Below are 15592 nucleotides of genomic sequence, written 5' to 3' on the forward strand. Positions count from 1 at the left end.
AGGCCATCTACACCCGCTGGCAGCGTGGGGAGCGTCCCCACGACAAGACCTTCGGGCCGTCGCTCGAAACGGGTGTCCCCCGACTGCTGGAGCAGGCGGGGCGATACGCCGGCCAGAGAGAGATCTCGTGTCCTCCGCTTCCTCCCGGCATTCCCCCCGTGACACACGAGTGCTGGTCACTGTCAACGCGCTGCCGCTCGCCGTCGGTGTCCTGCTCTCCTGCTCCACGACCCTCGGAGAGACCTCCGTGTACGGACGTCTCACCCTCGGCATGGCGTGGGCGCTCACGCAGCTCGTCGTCCTCGTCGGCGGGACGTGGTGGCACGAGAGCCGGGCCGCGTCCTCGTGCGAGCCGACCCCGGTGACGACCGCTGCCTCTCGTTCGGTCGGAGGCACGTGGTGACGACGTGCCTCCTGAGCGTCGGCTCGCCCGACCTCATCGGCTCCGCCGCGAGGGGCGCGGTCATCACCGCTTTCTTCGTCTTCATCGGCCTCTGCCTTCTGTGGGTCTTCACCCTCGCCACTCAGGACGACGATCCGGAACGCCTCTACGTCGTCGGCCGGTCTCTCCCGCCCGTCTTCAACGGTGTCGCGATGGCGGGGGAACAGATCACGGTCGTCATCCTGGTCTCGTTGCCGGGAGCGATCGCCCTCTTCGGCTACGACGGTGTCTCGACCGCCGTCGACAGTGCCCTCGCACTCGGTGTCTTCCTGCTCCTCGCCTCCAGGATTCGCGCGACCCGTCGCTACACCCTCGGTGAGCTGTTCGCCCTGCGTGCCGAGGGACCGGGAACGCGGGTCGCCGGTGCGGTGGTGACGCTGTGCATCGCCGTACCCCTGCTCATGGTCCAACTGCGTGCCGGCGGCATCACCGCCGCTCTCCTGATCGGCATGCCGACCGAGACGGCCCAGGTGGTGTGCACGGTACTGATGGGATTCCTCATCACATGCTTCGCAGGAGTGGCTGATCTGCGCGGCACCAGTTTCATACAGGTCGCCAAGGTGCCCATAGCCCTGGCGACGCTCGCCGCACTGACCCTGCTGGCGCTCCGCCTGTTCGACTGGAGTCCTGAATCGCTGTTGTCGGCCGCCATGGACAAGAGCATGTCGCCGGATGACTACCTCAGCCCTGGGCTGTGGGCGCACACCGCCGACTTCGGTCCGCTCGGCACGATCAGCGACCACATCGTCGTCGTCCTCGGCACCGCGATGATGCCCCACCTGCTCCTGCGCGTCAGCGCCAGTCGGGACGCGTCCGCCGCGCGACGCTCATTGAGCGTCGCCGTAGGGCTGACCGGCCCCTTCTACCTGCTCCTGATCACGGCCGGTATCGCCGCTGCCGCGGTGGTGGGCAGCGGACAGATCGGAGTCGTCGACGTGAAGGGACAGGGAGCCCCGATCCTCCTGGCATCGGAGGTCCTCCCCCACCACTCCACGGGCCGGGTCGTGGTCATCGTCCTCGTGGCCTGTGTCGCCTTTCTCGCCGTCCTCACAGCCGTGGCAAGCGTGACCTTCGCCGCCGCCGTCTCCGTGGCCCGCGACCTGTTCGGGCAGAAGGGCCGCTCCAGGATCGGCATCGGAGAGCCGGCCGTCACACGACTGTCCGTTGTCGCGCTCTGCGCCGTCAGCCTTCTCCTCGCCACCGCCCTGTACCGCTACCCCATCGAGTTCCTCCTCGCCTTCTCGCTGAGCCTCGCGGCCACCTGTGTGTTCCCCGCACTCGTCTACTCCTTCCTGTGGGCCGGCTTCGACCGCCGAGGGCTGCTGTGGCTCGTCTACGGAGGGCTGTCCCTCTGCACACTCCTCCGTCCCGGCAGCCTTCCTCCTCGGATGGCTCGGCAGCGCGCGACCGTGGGAAAGGGCCGCACGAGCCCGGCGCACGGCGTTGAGGGAGGCACGGAGTCAGTGACACGTCCTGACTCCTGCCTCGACAACCGTGGGAGAGCGGCAGTGCGACCGGCGTGTGCATCGTGCACCGGGCCCGAACAAGGCAGGTGCTCGCTGTCGTTCTCGCCGACGGTCGTGGCTGGCGAAAGTAGCGCCACCAGCCACAGGAACAGCAAGGACGTTGAGGGAGAGAAGGCACATGACGACACAGAAGCAACGCCAGACCCTGACGTCGGTGGAGACCGACACGCCGACGGACGAGATCCTCAAGCTCCTGACCCGCGACGGAGGCGTCATCGTCAAGAACTTCCTGACGAAAGAGCAGATGAACCGCTTCAACGCCGAGATCGAGCCGCCGATGCAGGCGCTTCGCCCGGGCTCGACCCACGAGAACGAAATGGTGGCCGCGTTCCACGGCAGCAACACCAAGCGACTCACCAACCTGGTCACGCACAGCGCCACGTTCCGCAACGAGATCCTCGAACACTCCCTGGTCCACGAGGTCTGCGACCGGACCTTCCTCCCGGAGTCGGGCACGTACTGGATGACCACCGCGCAGGTGATCGAGATCGGCCCCCGCAGCCAGGCGCAGATGCTGCACAGGGACCTGGAGAACTGGTTCCCTTTCATCGGGATGGGGCCCGACGGTCCGGAGGTCACCCTCAACTTCCTGATCGCCCTGACCGACTTCACGGAGGAGAACGGCGCCACCCGAGTCATCCCCGGGAGCAACCACTGGAGCGACTTCGAGGACCGCGGGACTCCTGAGCAGACAGTTCCCGCGATCATGAACGCCGGAGACGCCCTTCTGTTCAGCGGCAAGACCGCGCACGGTGGCGGCGCGAACCAGACCAGCGACGAGTACCGGCGAGCCGTGGCCTTCGCCCTCAATCCGGGCTTCCTCACCGGCGAGGAGGCGTACCCCTTCCTGGTCGACAGGGAGGTCGCGAAGACGCTCTCGCCGCGTGTCCAACGCATACTCGGGTTCCGGTCCCAGTACCCGACGGGCTCTCCTGGCCTGTGGCAGGTCGACTACGCCGACCTGGGCGACTACCTCGGTCTCTGAGCCGACCCGATCGACTCACGCGCCCTGGCCGGCACCCTCTGCCGGTGGAATGGACGGGCCCGAGGGGCTTGCACGGTGTCGCAGCGAGGCACGGGTCTCACCGAGGAAGGCAGGGACCGTGCTGTGGTCAGGTGCGGCTCTCGCCTGATGCTGTGCGCTCGACGGGACCGCACGCTAGGGCGAGCAGTTTCCGCCAGTCGACCGGGGGTGCTGGTGGCGGTGCGCCGGGGCGGTCGCGTGGCAGCAGCACCCGTAGCGCGCGGGGCCGTACCGAGCACACGACCGGTGTGCGCAGCCACAATGCCTCCCCGTCGACCGCCACCGGAATCTGCACCTCCTCGCCGCCCCCCGTCTCCGGGGACTGCGGGCCTTTGGCCGTCACCTCGACCCGCCGCGCGGTCGTCACGGTGAGTCCCGGCGCCTGTGAGCCCCACAGGGCCAGCTGTGCCGCCTGTGCGGCGTTCGCCACCCTGATCCCGATCACACCCAGCTCACCGCCGTCGAGCGCGGGCCGGCGCCCGCCGCCGCTCAGCTCGTCGGGAGAGACATACGGGTTGTTGCTGATCAGCAGCGCCTGCTGGTCCGCGAGTCGGGTACCGTCCACCCACGCGTCGATCCGTCCCGCGCCCTCCCTGGCCAGCAGGTCCGGCATCAGCTTCAGTGCGGTGCCCGTCTTGTCGTCGCGGTACTCGGGGCTCTGCACGATGTCCGCGTACACGCCGAAGGACACCGTGTTGACGAAGGGACGGCCGGAGACGTCGCCGAGATCGACCCGGATCTCCTCGCCGTCGGTCAGGGCATCGAGGCAGCGGGCCGGGTCGGCGCGGTCGAGGCCGAGATCCATGGCGAAGTGATTGCGAGTGCCCGCGGAGATCACGAGGAACGGCAGTCCGTGTTCGGCGGCGACGGCCGCGACCAGCGCCTGAGTACCGTCGCCACCGGCGACACCGAGCAGGTCGGCACCGTCTTCTACGGCCTCTCGGGCCAGTCCGCCCACGTCGACCGGGACTGACGGGTCCAGCAGGATCACCCGCGCGCCCAGTCGCTCCGCCCGCTTCACGAGGTCGAAGCGGGTGACCTTGCCACCGCCCGACTTCGGATTCATGATCAGCACCGCCCGCCTCGGCGGACGTGCGCGTACGGACCGCTGCGACCGGGGCGGCCGCGCTCGGTGCAGCGCCGTGCGGCCGCAGGTCACCGCCGTCGCCCAGCACAGGCTGGAGATCAACGCGATCAGCCACAGACCGCTCCGCGCGTAGAACACGAGCACTCCGGCCGGCGCCCCGACGGCCACGAACGCGCCGAGCAGCCGCACGAGACCGCGCCGGGCCACGAGCCACCAGATGCCTGCGGCGCAGACCACGAGCCCGAGGATCCCGGCCATGACCACGAGCAGTCCGCCCCCGCTCAGCGCGAGCAGCAGCACCGCCACGGCGGCGGTTGCCGCCACCACGGCGAACCGCGCGAGCAGCCGGGCTGCCAGCCCGGCCCGCGACCGTGCCTTTCGTGTCCTGTCTATGGCCTTCTCCTGAAGGGGCTCTGATCCGTTCTGCCTCACCAGCCTGGCGTAGTGCCCCTGGCCGAGTGCGTCCCGGACGCCCGTACGGGTGAGCCGGTCGGTCGAGCGCGTGGAACCCCGGCGCGAGACAGCTGAGGGGCTGGCCCCCACTGACGAGGGGCGTACGCCGAGGGCTTCCCGTGCATTCACACTATGGGAACCGACGTCGATGCGTTCCTTGGCCAGCTGGCCCGCCACCTCAGGACCCAGGTGCAGAATCTGGCCGACCTGCTGCTCCAGCGCCTGAACGGCGAGCTCCCCAAACTGCGGGAGGGCAGCCTGCTGGTGCTGCACACCGATGGGCTGATCGCCGATCGCACGCGTGACGTGGATGTCGCACTCACCACACTGCACGATGTCCTCACCTCGGCGCCGGAGTCGCTGGAGGAGACCTGCGACCAGCTGCTGGCCGCACTGTTGCCCAGCCGACCCGCCGATGACGTCGCTCTGCTGATTGCCCGGACCCGAGCCCTCGATCCCGACCATGTCGCAGCGATCAACCTGCCGTCCGATCCAGCAGCCGTTTCCGGAGCCCGCCGCTTCGCGTCCGACGTACTGGCGGCCTGGGGGCTGGAGGAGATGTCGTTCACCACCGAGCTGGCCGTCAACGAACTGGTGACGAACGCGATCCGCTACGGCAACAGCCCCATCCAACTGCGACTGATCCTCCAGTCGACGCTCACCTGCGAGGTCTCCGACGCCAGCAGCACGGCCCCGCATCTGCGCCGCGCCCGGATCTTCCACGAAGGCGGCCGGGGCCTGCTGTTGGTGGCCCAGCTCACCGATCGCTGGGGCGCACGACACGGTCGTGAGGGAAAAGTCATCCGGGCCGAGCAGGCTCTCCCCGCCACCGGCGGGTCCGACCACTGAGCGAACGAAACACCGCTCGCACCTCAAGGGCGAGGGGCGTGCGACCAGGGCGTTCGCCCCGGCCGGTGGCAGAGCCCTCGATCGGACCGACTTGATCGATCGACTAAGTCGATATAGTTGGCGTATGGCTCATGTTTCCGCGGCGGAGCGCCGCCCCCAGTTGATCAAGGCGGCCATCGACCTCATGACGCGGGAGGGCGTCGCCGCGGGAAGCACCCGTGCCATCGCCGCGGAGCTCGGCGTCGCACAGGCCACCGTCCACTACACCTTCGGCACCAAGGAGGATCTCTACCGGGCGGTGATGGACCAGATCACCGACGAGCTGGTCGCGCATGTGCAGCGGGCGGCGCCGGAGGACGCGGGCTTCGAGAAGACCTTCAGCGCCCTGGCGGGGGCTTTGTGGGGCACCCTGCGTGAGCCGACGTCACACCAGCAGCTGCTCACTGAACTGACCATGTTCGCCCTGCGTGTGCCCGGGCTCAACGAGGCCCGGCAGAGCCATTACCAGCGGGTCATCGAGGTGACCGCACAGGTGATCGCCGAAACCGCGGACAGGACGGGACAGAAACTGGCCGAGTCCCCGGAAACAGTGGCTCGGTTCTTCCTCTCCGGCTTCGACGGACTCACCATGCAGGTCCTGCTGAGCGCGCCGGACGAGGCCACGGAGCGGACGGGCCTGAGGGCACTCGTAGCCGCGACCGTGGCGCTGGCCAAGGGGAGCCTCGACCTCCCGGACGTGCCGACGGCCTGACACGACGTGAAGACGGTTGGGGGCGCACCTGGAAGGTGCGCCCCCAACCGTCTCTGCCTACTCGTGAGACTCAGCCGGCCCAGACGTCCTCGACGTAGCGCCCGGACTCGACGAGCCCCGCGAGCCACGCCACGGCCTGCTCATCGCTCGCACCGGTCCGTTCACGGTAGAGCGCCATGAACGCCTCCCGTACGGCCGGTGCCATACGGCGGCCGTCGCCGCAGATGTAGACGCGTCCGTCGGACTCCAGGACCGACCACACCTCCTCGCTCTCACGGGCGATGCGCTCCTGGACGAAGCGGGCGCCGTTCTCGGGCGCGTGCATGAAGGTGGGGCGCATGCTGACGGCGCCGGCCGCCTCGGCTGCCTCGAACTCCTCCCGGTGGAGGAAGTCCACGTCGGGATGGTCGCAGCCGAAGTAGCAGAGCAGGGTCCCGGTCGAGCCGGCGTGGTGGCGGTCGAGGACCGCGCCGCGGAAGGGCGCGAGACCGGTACCCGCGCTGATCAGGATCACCGGTACGGAGGTGTCCTCGGGGAGGCGGAAGGACTCGCTGCACGGCAGGACCCGGGCCTGGATCACGTCGCCCGCGTTCACCGTCTGCAGGAAGTGCGAGGCGATGCCCCGGAAGGTGCCCTCCCCCGACCGGTGGGGCGCCGCCAGCAGTGACACCATCAGGTCCGCCTCGCCCGGCCGGGCCGCGGCGGACGACGAGATCGAGTAGTGCCGGGGGCGCAGCACCGGCAGCATTTCCAGGAAGCGTTCGAAGGGCAGTTCGCACGCACGGTAGCGCTCCACGAGGTCCAGGACGCTGAGCCCCGCGACGGTCACCTGCTCCCGGAAGGTCTCGGCATCGGCGGTGGCGAAGACGGTGAGCGGCTGCTTCTCAGGCGGGCAGGACGTGTGCTCGGCGAGCACGGCGACCTGCTCCTGGGTGGCCGGGTCCTGCAGCTCGACGAAGTCGGTGAGCAGGCGGCGCAGGGTCAGCGGCCGGTCGACGGGCAGCGCGCCCCGGCTCCGACGGCGGGCGCGCAGCCGGACCGTGCGGTCCAGGTCGAGGCCGAAGCGGTCGGCGACGCGCTGGACGAGGGCCTCGGGATTGCTGGGCAGGACGGCCAGGTGATCAGCGGTGCGGTAGCTGACGCCCTCGGGCAGACGGAGCCGCAGGAACCGCTTGGAGCGTCCGAGTTCGTGGTCGGTGTCGACGAGCTCGTACGCTTCGATAACCTCCATCGGCTGGACGCCGTGGCGCTCGGCAAGACCACCGAGGACCGACTCCGAGGCATCCTCCAGCTCGTACAGCCCCTCTGCTTCCGCCTCCGGTGCGGGACCCGCCGCCTCACCGGCGACCGCCTCACCGTACTCGTCCAGCAGGACCGACCATAGGTCCTCCGTCCACTGATCGACCACTCCGCCGAAGTCACCCGAGGCGTCGGCGGCGCCGCGCTCCAGAAGCGGGACGGCCCCGGCGGCGGCCAGACGCTCGTCGATCAGGGTGGGGATGCGCTGGTAGGTCGCCGCCCAGTTGCGGTCGCCGACACCGAGGACGGCGTACCGCAGGCCGGCGAGCGAGCCGGGGGCAAGGTTCTCCAGAGCGGCGACGAACTCGGCTGCGTCGTCGGTGGGGCGGCCGTTGTAGGAAGCGGCGACGATGACGACGGGGCCCTCGGTTCCGGCCAGCCTTTCCGTGTACTCGTTGAGGGGGGTGACGGACGGGGTGAAGCCGTACTCCTCGCCGTCGCCGCCGAGGTCGCGGGCGATGCCGGCGCAGGTGCCGAGGTTGGATCCGTGCAGCAGGGTCAGCGCGGTGCCGCTCGCACGACGCGTCACGGTGGCGGTCCGGCCCGCGACGGGATCCGCCGCCGCCACGGCGGGCAGGCGCCGTTCGTCGCTGGTGCGGCGGGCGATCCGGAGGCTGAACCCGTCGGGCTTGATGGTCAGCGTCGACTTGATCTTCAGCTGGTAGTCGGTGTGGTCGATCAGACGGTAACGGTGCACCAGCAGGCCCAGCAGCAGGGTGGCCTCGTGCAGGGCGAACTGGCGGCCGATGCAGGCCCGCTCGCCGTTGCCGAACGGCTTGAAGGCATGGACCGAGCGGGCCGCCTCCCGCTCGGGGGTGAAGCGCTCGGGATCGAACAGCTCGACGTTCTCCCCCCAAGCCGCGTCACGGTGCAGGGCCGAGGTGATCACCATCAGCGACTCGCCCTTGCGTACGGGGTACTTGCCGCCGATGACCGTGTCCTCGATCGGCTCGACGGCGAACGCGGGAGCCGTCGGCCACAACCGCAGGCTCTCGTTGAGCACCTGGCGGATGTAGGTGAGCTTGCCGATGTCGCCGTACCCGGGATCCGGGTCGTCGGTGTCACCCCACAGGGCGTCCACCTCGGCCTGGGCCCGGGCGAGCACCTCCGGATGCTTGGTGAGGTAGTAGAGGGCGAAGGAGAGCGCGCTGCTGGTGGTCTCGTGGCCGGCGATCAGGAAGGTGATCACCTGGTGGCGGATGTTGACGTCGTCCAGCAGCTCGCCGGTGGCGGGGTCCTCGGTGTGCAGCATCAGCCCCATCAGGTCGTCCGTGCTGGTGTCGCCGGAGGTACGGCGCTCCTTGATCACGTCGTCGACGAGGTCCGTCATCAGGTCGACGTCCCTCCGGAACTGCTCGACCTTCTTCCTCTTGAAGAACTCGGAGCCCGGGATGGACTCACCCTTCTCCTGGGCGAAGACGAGAGCCCGGGCCATCGCGTCGACGAACGGGTGCAGGTCATTGCGCCGGAAGGACTGGAAGTCGTAGCCGAAGCCGCACAGCCCGATCGTGTCGAAGGTCAGCCGGGTCATCTCGTCGGGGACATCCACCGACTGCACCCCGGCGAGCCGGTCCCATTTGCCGATCAGCGAGCGGGCGACCTTGAGCATGGGGGCGTGGTAGCTCCGCATCGCACCGAGCGAGAACGCGGGCATCAGGATGTCGTGGGCCTTGCGCCAGTTCGGTTCGTGGTTGTAGGCGGTGAACAGACCGTCCCCGGCCAGGGCCCGAACCTCGACCAGGTCGGCGTGAACGTGCTTGCGGAAGCGGGTCTCGTCCGACAGCTCGGTCACGAGGTCCAGGCCGCCGATCATGACGGTGTTCCTCCCGAAGACCCGCAGCCGGTACAGAGGCCCGAACTCCCTGAACTCCTTCAGCAGGTAGGCCAGGAAGTCCGCGCCCGCGGGAAGGTTCAACGCGTGGCCTACGAGGGGCAGCGGGGGGCGCTCGGGGATCGCCCGCGCCGCACCTACGGACACCTGAGTCATGAGCGTGCCTTTCGTTTCTCTCCAGCGGTCACAACCAACGTACACGCGACTTTGTCAGTCGAACATGTCAAATGACTGTATCGAAGGACACAGTCGACGGAGGGAACCTGGAGTCCCACACAAGTTCGGCGGCCGCAGCTTGACAGGCGACCCCGTCAGCAGACACGGTTAACCGACATGGTCGTCTGACCAAGTCGTGCGTCTGAGTCATAGACGTGCGCTTCTTCCCGAGCACATCGAGGTTTGCGCATGGACACCATGCTGGCCGGGCGGCTTCGCCTGGACACCCGTACCTTCGCCGTCGAAGAGGTACCGATCCCGGTTCCCGGTCCGGGCGAAGTCCTCGTCGCAGTGCGGGCCGCCGGCGTCTGCCTGTCCGACATCCATCTGATCGACGGCAGCCTGAGCCCCTTCTACCCCGTGGACACCGTCAAGGACTCCGGCGCCCTGACCCCCGGCCATGAGGTGGCCGGTGTCGTCCACACCGTCGGCCCCGACGTCAAGGGCAACTGGACTCCCGGCCTGCGCGTCGTACTACAGGCCGGTCAGGCGTGCGGCGACTGCGCCGACTGCCTGCGCCACATGACCTGCCGCCAGCCTCTGACCCGAGGAGTGGACTACGACGGCGGCTGGGCGCAGTACGCCCTCGCCCGGGAGGACACGCTGCTCCCCATCCCGGACCACCTGCCGTTCGACCAGGCCGCGATCATCCCCGACGCCGTCTCCACCCCGTACGCCGCGATCGTCGACACCGGCGCGGTCCGCCCCGCGCAGGCAGTCGGCATCTGGGGAGCCGGAGGTCTCGGCGCCCACGGCATCCGGCTCGCCCGCCTGGCCGGAGCCGCCCCAGTCATCGCTGTCGACCCGCTGGCCTCGGCCCGCGAGCGCGCCCTCCTTTTCGGCGCCGACCACGCGCTGGACCCCACAGCCGGAGACTTCACCGAGGCGGTGCACCAAGCCACGGCAGGCCGGGGCATCGACGTCGCCTTCGACTTCGCCGGCGTCGGAGCGGCCCGCGCCCAGGCCACGACCGTGCTCGGCCCGAACGGCGTCCTGGTCCTCGCCGGCCTCACCCCGGAGCCGGTCAGCGTCGCCGACAGCATCGACTTCTGCTTCAACGTCCGGCAGATCCGCGGACACTACGGCTCCGAACCAGAGCACGTGGAACAGCTCGTCGCGCTGGCCGCCGCCGGACGGATCGACCTCGGCCCCTCCGTCAGCGCCCACGTCCCCCTGACCGAAGCCGCGGACGCCGTCGCCCGGCTGGAGAAGAAGGTCGGAGACCCGATCCGCCTCGTACTCACCCCCTGAGCACAGCGGGGTGGAGTCCGGATCACCAGGCACGACGCGGCCGATTCCGCCTCCACCCCCACCACCGCCCGAAGGTCAGCGACACCCCGGATATTCGGCCACCCCGCGCTGACAGGGCAGCCACTCAAATGCGACGACTACCTGCCCGGCTGAGATCCTTCTCTGTTTTGACATCTTTCGAGGGAACAGAAAGCAGCCGAAGCCGGTGTTCGATTACGAGGTCGGACGGCAAGCACGTTCACGATCGCCGAATTATTCGAATGAAGCTCGCCAATCGGTGATGCCCCGGACCCAGGAGTCGGCGCATCATGCACTCGCTCCGATCGAGACAGGTGCATACCTGGCACGGCACATAGCATTATCGAATCCCTTACCGGCCCGGTCACCCAATTACATCTCACCATACGCAGACCGCGTAATTGAAGGAGAAAAGCATGTCGAACTCTCTTGAAGGCGGAACCGAGGAAACTGCAGTCGACGTCGTGATCGTCGGTGCCGGCTTCGCCGGCCTGACCGCCGCAGAACGGCTGGTGAACATGGGCGTGTCGGTCTTGGTTGTGGAAGGTCGCGACCGCGTCGGAGGCCGAGCGTTCTCGGGCGAAGTGGCCGGGGTAAAGGTCGACCTCGGGGCGACGTGGGTCGCACGGCGGCACACTGCGATCCGGGACCTCGCGAGCCGGTTGGGGTGCACCACGACCAGTCAGTTCGACGAGGGCCACAACGTCCTGTGGATGGACGGACAGCGCAGCACCTACACCGGCACCTTCCCCGCGGTCTCACCTGAAGCCGTGGAAGACCTGGCCCGTATCCAGATGGCGGTGGCGGAACTGACTTCGACCATCAACGTCGATTCAGCCTGGGAATCCCCGGACGCCGGGCAGCTCGACGCAATCTCGTTCGGAGAATGGCTCGACCAGCAGCAGGCGACGACGAGCACCCGGGCCCTGATGACGATCCTCACCAAGGTGCAGTGGGGCTGCAGCCCGGGGGACGTCTCTCTGCTGCACGCTTTGCGCTACATTCGCGCTGCCGGGGGCGTGGAGCACATGCTCAGCGTCGAGGGCGGTCAGCAAGAGGAGCGAATCACCGAAACGACTCAGGAGATCGCCGTGAGGCTCGCCGAGCGACTCGGCGACAGGGTTGTCGTCGGTGCCCCTGTTCGACGCATCACCCAGGACGACAGCGGCGTCACGGTCAGCACCGACTCGAAAGTGATCAACGCCAAGTACGCCATCGTCACTGCCGCCCCCTCGCACCGCGCCGACATCGACTTCGAGCCTGCCCTGCCTGACAAGGCGGAAGGGCTCGCGAAGACGTGGCGTCTGGGCACGCTGAGCAAGGCATTCGTCGCCTATGAGAAGCCTTTCTGGCGAAGCAGCGGGCTTTCGGGTGAGGCACTGACCGACACCGGGACCGTTTTCATCACCTTCGACGTTTCGCCCGATGACAACGGACCAGGCGTCCTGATGGCCTTCTGCGACCCTCGCGTATTCGACGGTTTCAACCCGGCGGATCGACGTCGCCGGGTGATCGACCAGCTCGTCGAGCTGTACGGCGCTCAGGCGAGCGCCCCCATCGACTACGTGGACCACTGCTGGGGCCCGGCGTCCGAACCGTTCGCCCCGGGAGGGCCGAACCCTGCTGTAGCCCCCTATGCATCCGTCAGTTACGGCAGCGCCCTCACGGAGCCTCACGGGCGCATCCACTGGGCTGGGGTGGAAACCGCCGGCGAGTGGGCCGGAACCATGAACGGCGCCGTGCTTACGGGTCAGCAGACCGCCGAGCGGGTCGCACAGCGGCTTGGGAAGCGCGCCGACACGGGTGCCCAGTAGGCAGCGCTGCGGGGAGCCGATTTCGGCAAGGCCGGACGGGAAGACGTAGCAGACGGCTGCGGCGGTCGGCGAGAACGCCGCCGAATTGGCTCCTGGCAATGCTGGTGAGGGGATGTCCGCGCCTCGGTCTTCAGGCTGCGGAAATGAGCCCGAACGCAACTTGCGCAGCCGCAGGATCGAGGCAGATCGCCGACGTGAACGAATGCTCGACCGGCCCGTGCACCGTGCACCATACCCAGATAAAGCAGGTGCTCAGTGTCGTTCTCACCGCGGCCGTGGCTGGTGACAGTGAGGTACGAGGTAACCGCCACAGGCAAGAACACCGTGTCGTGGGCGTGCCGACTGGGGCGCCCCGCCTAGGGGAGTGACTTTGAGTATTCGGACTGTCCTTGTGGGTCTCGGTGCCACTGGCCGGGCCATCGCTTCTTCCTTCCTGCAACGCGCGGACGTGGAGATCGTCGGAGCAGTGGACCAGGACACCCGTGTGGCTGGTCAAGACCTCGGGGTGCTACTTGGTGGCGCCGCGAACGGTGTCGTCATCGTGAGCGACCCGGCCGACCTGCCCGCCGCCGACCTCGCGATCGTGGCGACCACCTCGGGTCTGCACAGGGTGGCCGACACCCTGCTGCCGCTGCTGGAGCGTTCGTACAACGTCCTGAGCGTCAGCGAGGAGCTGGCCTATCCCTGGCAGAGCCATCCCGGCCTGGCCCGAAGGCTCGACGACACGGCGAAGGCACATGGCGTGACCGTCCTGGGCAGCGGGGCAAACCCGGGCCTCCTGATGGACACCCTTCCTCTCCTGCTGTCTGCACTGACCCAGCGCGTGGAAAGCGTGTGTATCCGCCGGCGAACGAACATGTCACGCTACGGCGCGATCCTGTCGAAGTTCGGCCTCGGTCTGACCACAGAGGAGTTCGCGACGGCTCGCAGCCGGGGCGAGGTCGTCGGGCACTACGGCTTCGAGCAGGCCATCGGGGCGCTCGCGGCAGGGCTCGGGTGGGATCTCGACTCGGTGGACGTGCCAGAGGTCGAACCCGCTGTCGTGACGACGTCGCCGCGCGTCGGGGACCATCTGCGTATCGAACCGGGACAGATCACGGCTGTCACTCATGCCGCCCGGGGCGTGCTCAAGGGCGAACCGGTGATCGACCTGGAGATCACGTTCGGGTTCTTCGAGCCGGCCGATGAGGTGGCCGCGGGCGACGACTACCGGATCGTCGGTGAGGAGCAGGTCATCGACCTTCGTTCCTCCGTGGGCTTCGATTCCTTCCCCAGCACGATCGCGACGGCGGTCAACGCCGCCGCCGCGGTCGTCGAGGCGCGTCCCGGTCTCCTGTCGATGGGAGACCTCCCGGCCCGCTCGGTCACGGCCAAGGGAGAGCAACGGGCAGCCCGGGCCTCGCGCGGGGCCACGACTTCTCCGGACTGAGACGAAGACACGCAAGACGGAAAACCTCCTGCCCACCCGTCTTCACACATCTCGCCGAAGAGACGCCCGTCACGGTTCATCCGCTGGACCGGAGCGAAGGCTTGTGGCGCATGCCGAGCAAGTCTTGACGTAAACCGTGAAATAGAACAAACCCCCCACCTGAAGGAGCGGTATGAGGACCGACAAAACGAAATACAGCAACTTCACCGGCTGGATCGACCGACCGGACGACGTGCAGCCCGCACTGGACGGCGACCTCACCTGTGACATCGCCGTCATCGGCGGCGGCATGGGCGGCATGGCGGCTGCGCTGCGCCTCGCGGAGCGCGACCAGGACGTGGTCCTGCTGGAGGCCGAGTTCTGCGGCTACGGCTCAGCCTCGCGCAACGGCGGTCAGATCGCCGGGGCGCCGGGCGGTGACCTGCGGATGCTCAGCATCCAGTCCCCTAAGAAGATGCCGGTCATGGCGAAACTGGCGGAGCACGCGGGCCGCTACGTGGAAGACCTCATCAAGATGCACGACATCGACTGCGACTACGTGGCAAACGGCCTGGTGTGGGGTGCGGTCTCACCCCTCATGATGCTCAGGGTGCGCACCCAGGCGGCGATCCTGCGCGCCTACGGTGGGCATGGGACTGTCGGCAGCAGGGAGGAACTCGGCCTTCCTGCCGGCTTCGTGGGCGGTATGCGGGAATCCATTGGCGGGATGCTGAACCCGGGCAAGCTCGCTCGTGGTGTGCGTCGCGCGCTGCTCGCCTCGTCGGCCAAGGTCTTCGAGCAGTCGCGGGTGAGCGATGTCCGGCGGACAGGCCGCACCGTCGAGCTCACGACACCGCATGGCACCGTGCGGGCCAACAAGGTGCTGCTCGCAACCAACGTCTACGGCGGCGAGTGGGACATCTGGCCCAAGAACCTCGCGACGCCGCTGTATGTCATCGAGATCGAGTCGGAACCCATCGCGCCGGAGCGGCTCGCCGAGCTGGGCTGGACCAGTCGGTCCGGCATCATCACCCAGCACCAGTTGATGACCCACTACCGGCTCACCGAGCGCAACACCATCGTCTGCGGGGTCCGCCAAGCGCAGCGAGGCCAGACCTATCCGCTCCCGGACCGGGTCCCGGACCCCATTGTCGTGCAGGACATGGGGAAGGATCTGGCCCGTCGGTTCCCGTCGCTGTCCGACGTGGCCATCGAGCGGGCCTGGGGCGGTTGGATCGGCATCAGCCCGGACTGGCTGTCGATCGCCGGGCAGGTGGGTGACAACGTCTTCTACTCGATGGCCTGCAACGGCCACGGCCTCTGCCAGGTGCCGTACGTGACCCACCAGCTCGCCGACTACATCGTCGACGGTGAGATGCCGGATGACCTAGCCGGCATCTGGTCGGACGCCTCGAAATACCCGCCGTCGATGTCGCTGCTGATGCAGCCGCTCGTCCTTCGAGCCGTCTGGGGGCTCGACCGGTTCAACGACTTCTTCAACGGCAGCAAGACGCTGGCCCGGCGGACGCTCCGTCGTCGCAGGCGCGGGGGCTCCTGAAGGTTTGGGTGGCGTTTGATCTGTGACGGCGTGGTGTGGGATCGCCATCCGTTACAACAAGACCG

At 68.2% G+C, this 15592-nt stretch carries 9 protein-coding genes and 2 pseudogenes; 9 read left to right on the forward strand and 2 right to left on the reverse strand.

Annotated elements, in window-relative coordinates; all coding sequences use genetic code 11:
- Positions 1–169: 169 nt before the first annotated feature.
- The 3 genes and pseudogenes from Srubr_RS20415 to Srubr_RS20425 all read left to right on the forward strand — a co-directional run bounded on the left by Srubr_RS20415 (position 170) and on the right by Srubr_RS20425 (position 2953).
- Positions 170–403 carry a hypothetical protein gene (locus Srubr_RS20415; RefSeq protein WP_189990526.1) on the forward strand — a complete coding sequence of 78 codons (234 nt, stop codon included), beginning with the start codon at positions 170–172 and terminating at the stop codon, positions 401–403.
- A gap of 191 nt (positions 404–594) precedes the next feature.
- Positions 595–1713 (forward strand): annotated as a pseudogene (locus tag Srubr_RS20420) (sodium:solute symporter family transporter); the annotation flags it as partial.
- A 373-nt stretch (positions 1714–2086) separates the two neighbouring features.
- Entirely contained in the window at positions 2087–2953 is an 867-nt protein-coding gene (locus tag Srubr_RS20425) for a phytanoyl-CoA dioxygenase family protein (protein WP_189990525.1), read from the forward strand.
- 127 nt (positions 2954–3080) lie between these two features.
- On the opposite strand, the gene Srubr_RS20430 is transcribed toward Srubr_RS20425, so the two are convergent.
- On the reverse strand, positions 3081–4472 hold the full coding sequence (locus Srubr_RS20430; protein WP_189990901.1) for a diacylglycerol/lipid kinase family protein: 1392 nt from the start codon (positions 4470–4472) through the stop codon (positions 3081–3083).
- 303 nt (positions 4473–4775) lie between these two features.
- Between Srubr_RS20430 and Srubr_RS20435 the strand changes: the two are divergent.
- Together Srubr_RS20435 and Srubr_RS20440 are read left to right on the forward strand one after the other, a co-directional pair.
- A pseudogene (locus tag Srubr_RS20435) lies at positions 4776–5381 on the forward strand (ATP-binding protein); the annotation flags it as partial.
- A 124-nt stretch (positions 5382–5505) separates the two neighbouring features.
- Positions 5506–6132, forward strand: a complete 627-nt coding sequence (locus Srubr_RS20440) for a TetR/AcrR family transcriptional regulator (protein ID WP_189990521.1) — start codon at positions 5506–5508, stop codon at positions 6130–6132.
- 70 nt (positions 6133–6202) lie between these two features.
- On the opposite strand, the gene Srubr_RS20445 is transcribed toward Srubr_RS20440, so the two are convergent.
- Positions 6203–9418 (reverse strand): bifunctional cytochrome P450/NADPH--P450 reductase, encoded by a 3216-nt coding sequence (locus Srubr_RS20445; RefSeq protein WP_189990519.1) that lies wholly within the window; start codon positions 9416–9418, stop codon positions 6203–6205.
- 249 nt (positions 9419–9667) lie between these two features.
- On the opposite strand from Srubr_RS20445, the gene Srubr_RS20450 reads away from it, so the two are divergent.
- The 4 genes from Srubr_RS20450 (at position 9668) to Srubr_RS20465 (ending at position 15527) form a co-directional block, all read left to right on the forward strand.
- Complete coding sequence (locus Srubr_RS20450; protein ID WP_189990517.1) at positions 9668–10729, forward strand: zinc-binding dehydrogenase; 1062 nt, start codon at positions 9668–9670, stop codon at positions 10727–10729.
- A 434-nt stretch (positions 10730–11163) separates the two neighbouring features.
- A complete protein-coding gene (locus tag Srubr_RS20455; protein ID WP_189990514.1) occupies positions 11164–12561 on the forward strand; it encodes a flavin monoamine oxidase family protein in 1398 nt (465 codons plus the stop codon).
- 466 nt (positions 12562–13027) lie between these two features.
- A complete protein-coding gene (locus tag Srubr_RS20460) occupies positions 13028–13990 on the forward strand; it encodes a dihydrodipicolinate reductase (protein ID WP_229926462.1) in 963 nt (320 codons plus the stop codon).
- 172 nt (positions 13991–14162) lie between these two features.
- Positions 14163–15527: an NAD(P)/FAD-dependent oxidoreductase gene (locus Srubr_RS20465; RefSeq protein ID WP_189990510.1), complete on the forward strand. Its 1365-nt coding sequence runs from the start codon at positions 14163–14165 to the stop codon at positions 15525–15527.
- Positions 15528–15592: the final 65 nt, after the last annotated feature.

Source organism: Streptomyces rubradiris (assembly GCF_016860525.1).
Taxonomy (GTDB): Bacteria; Actinomycetota; Actinomycetes; order Streptomycetales; family Streptomycetaceae; genus Streptomyces; species Streptomyces rubradiris.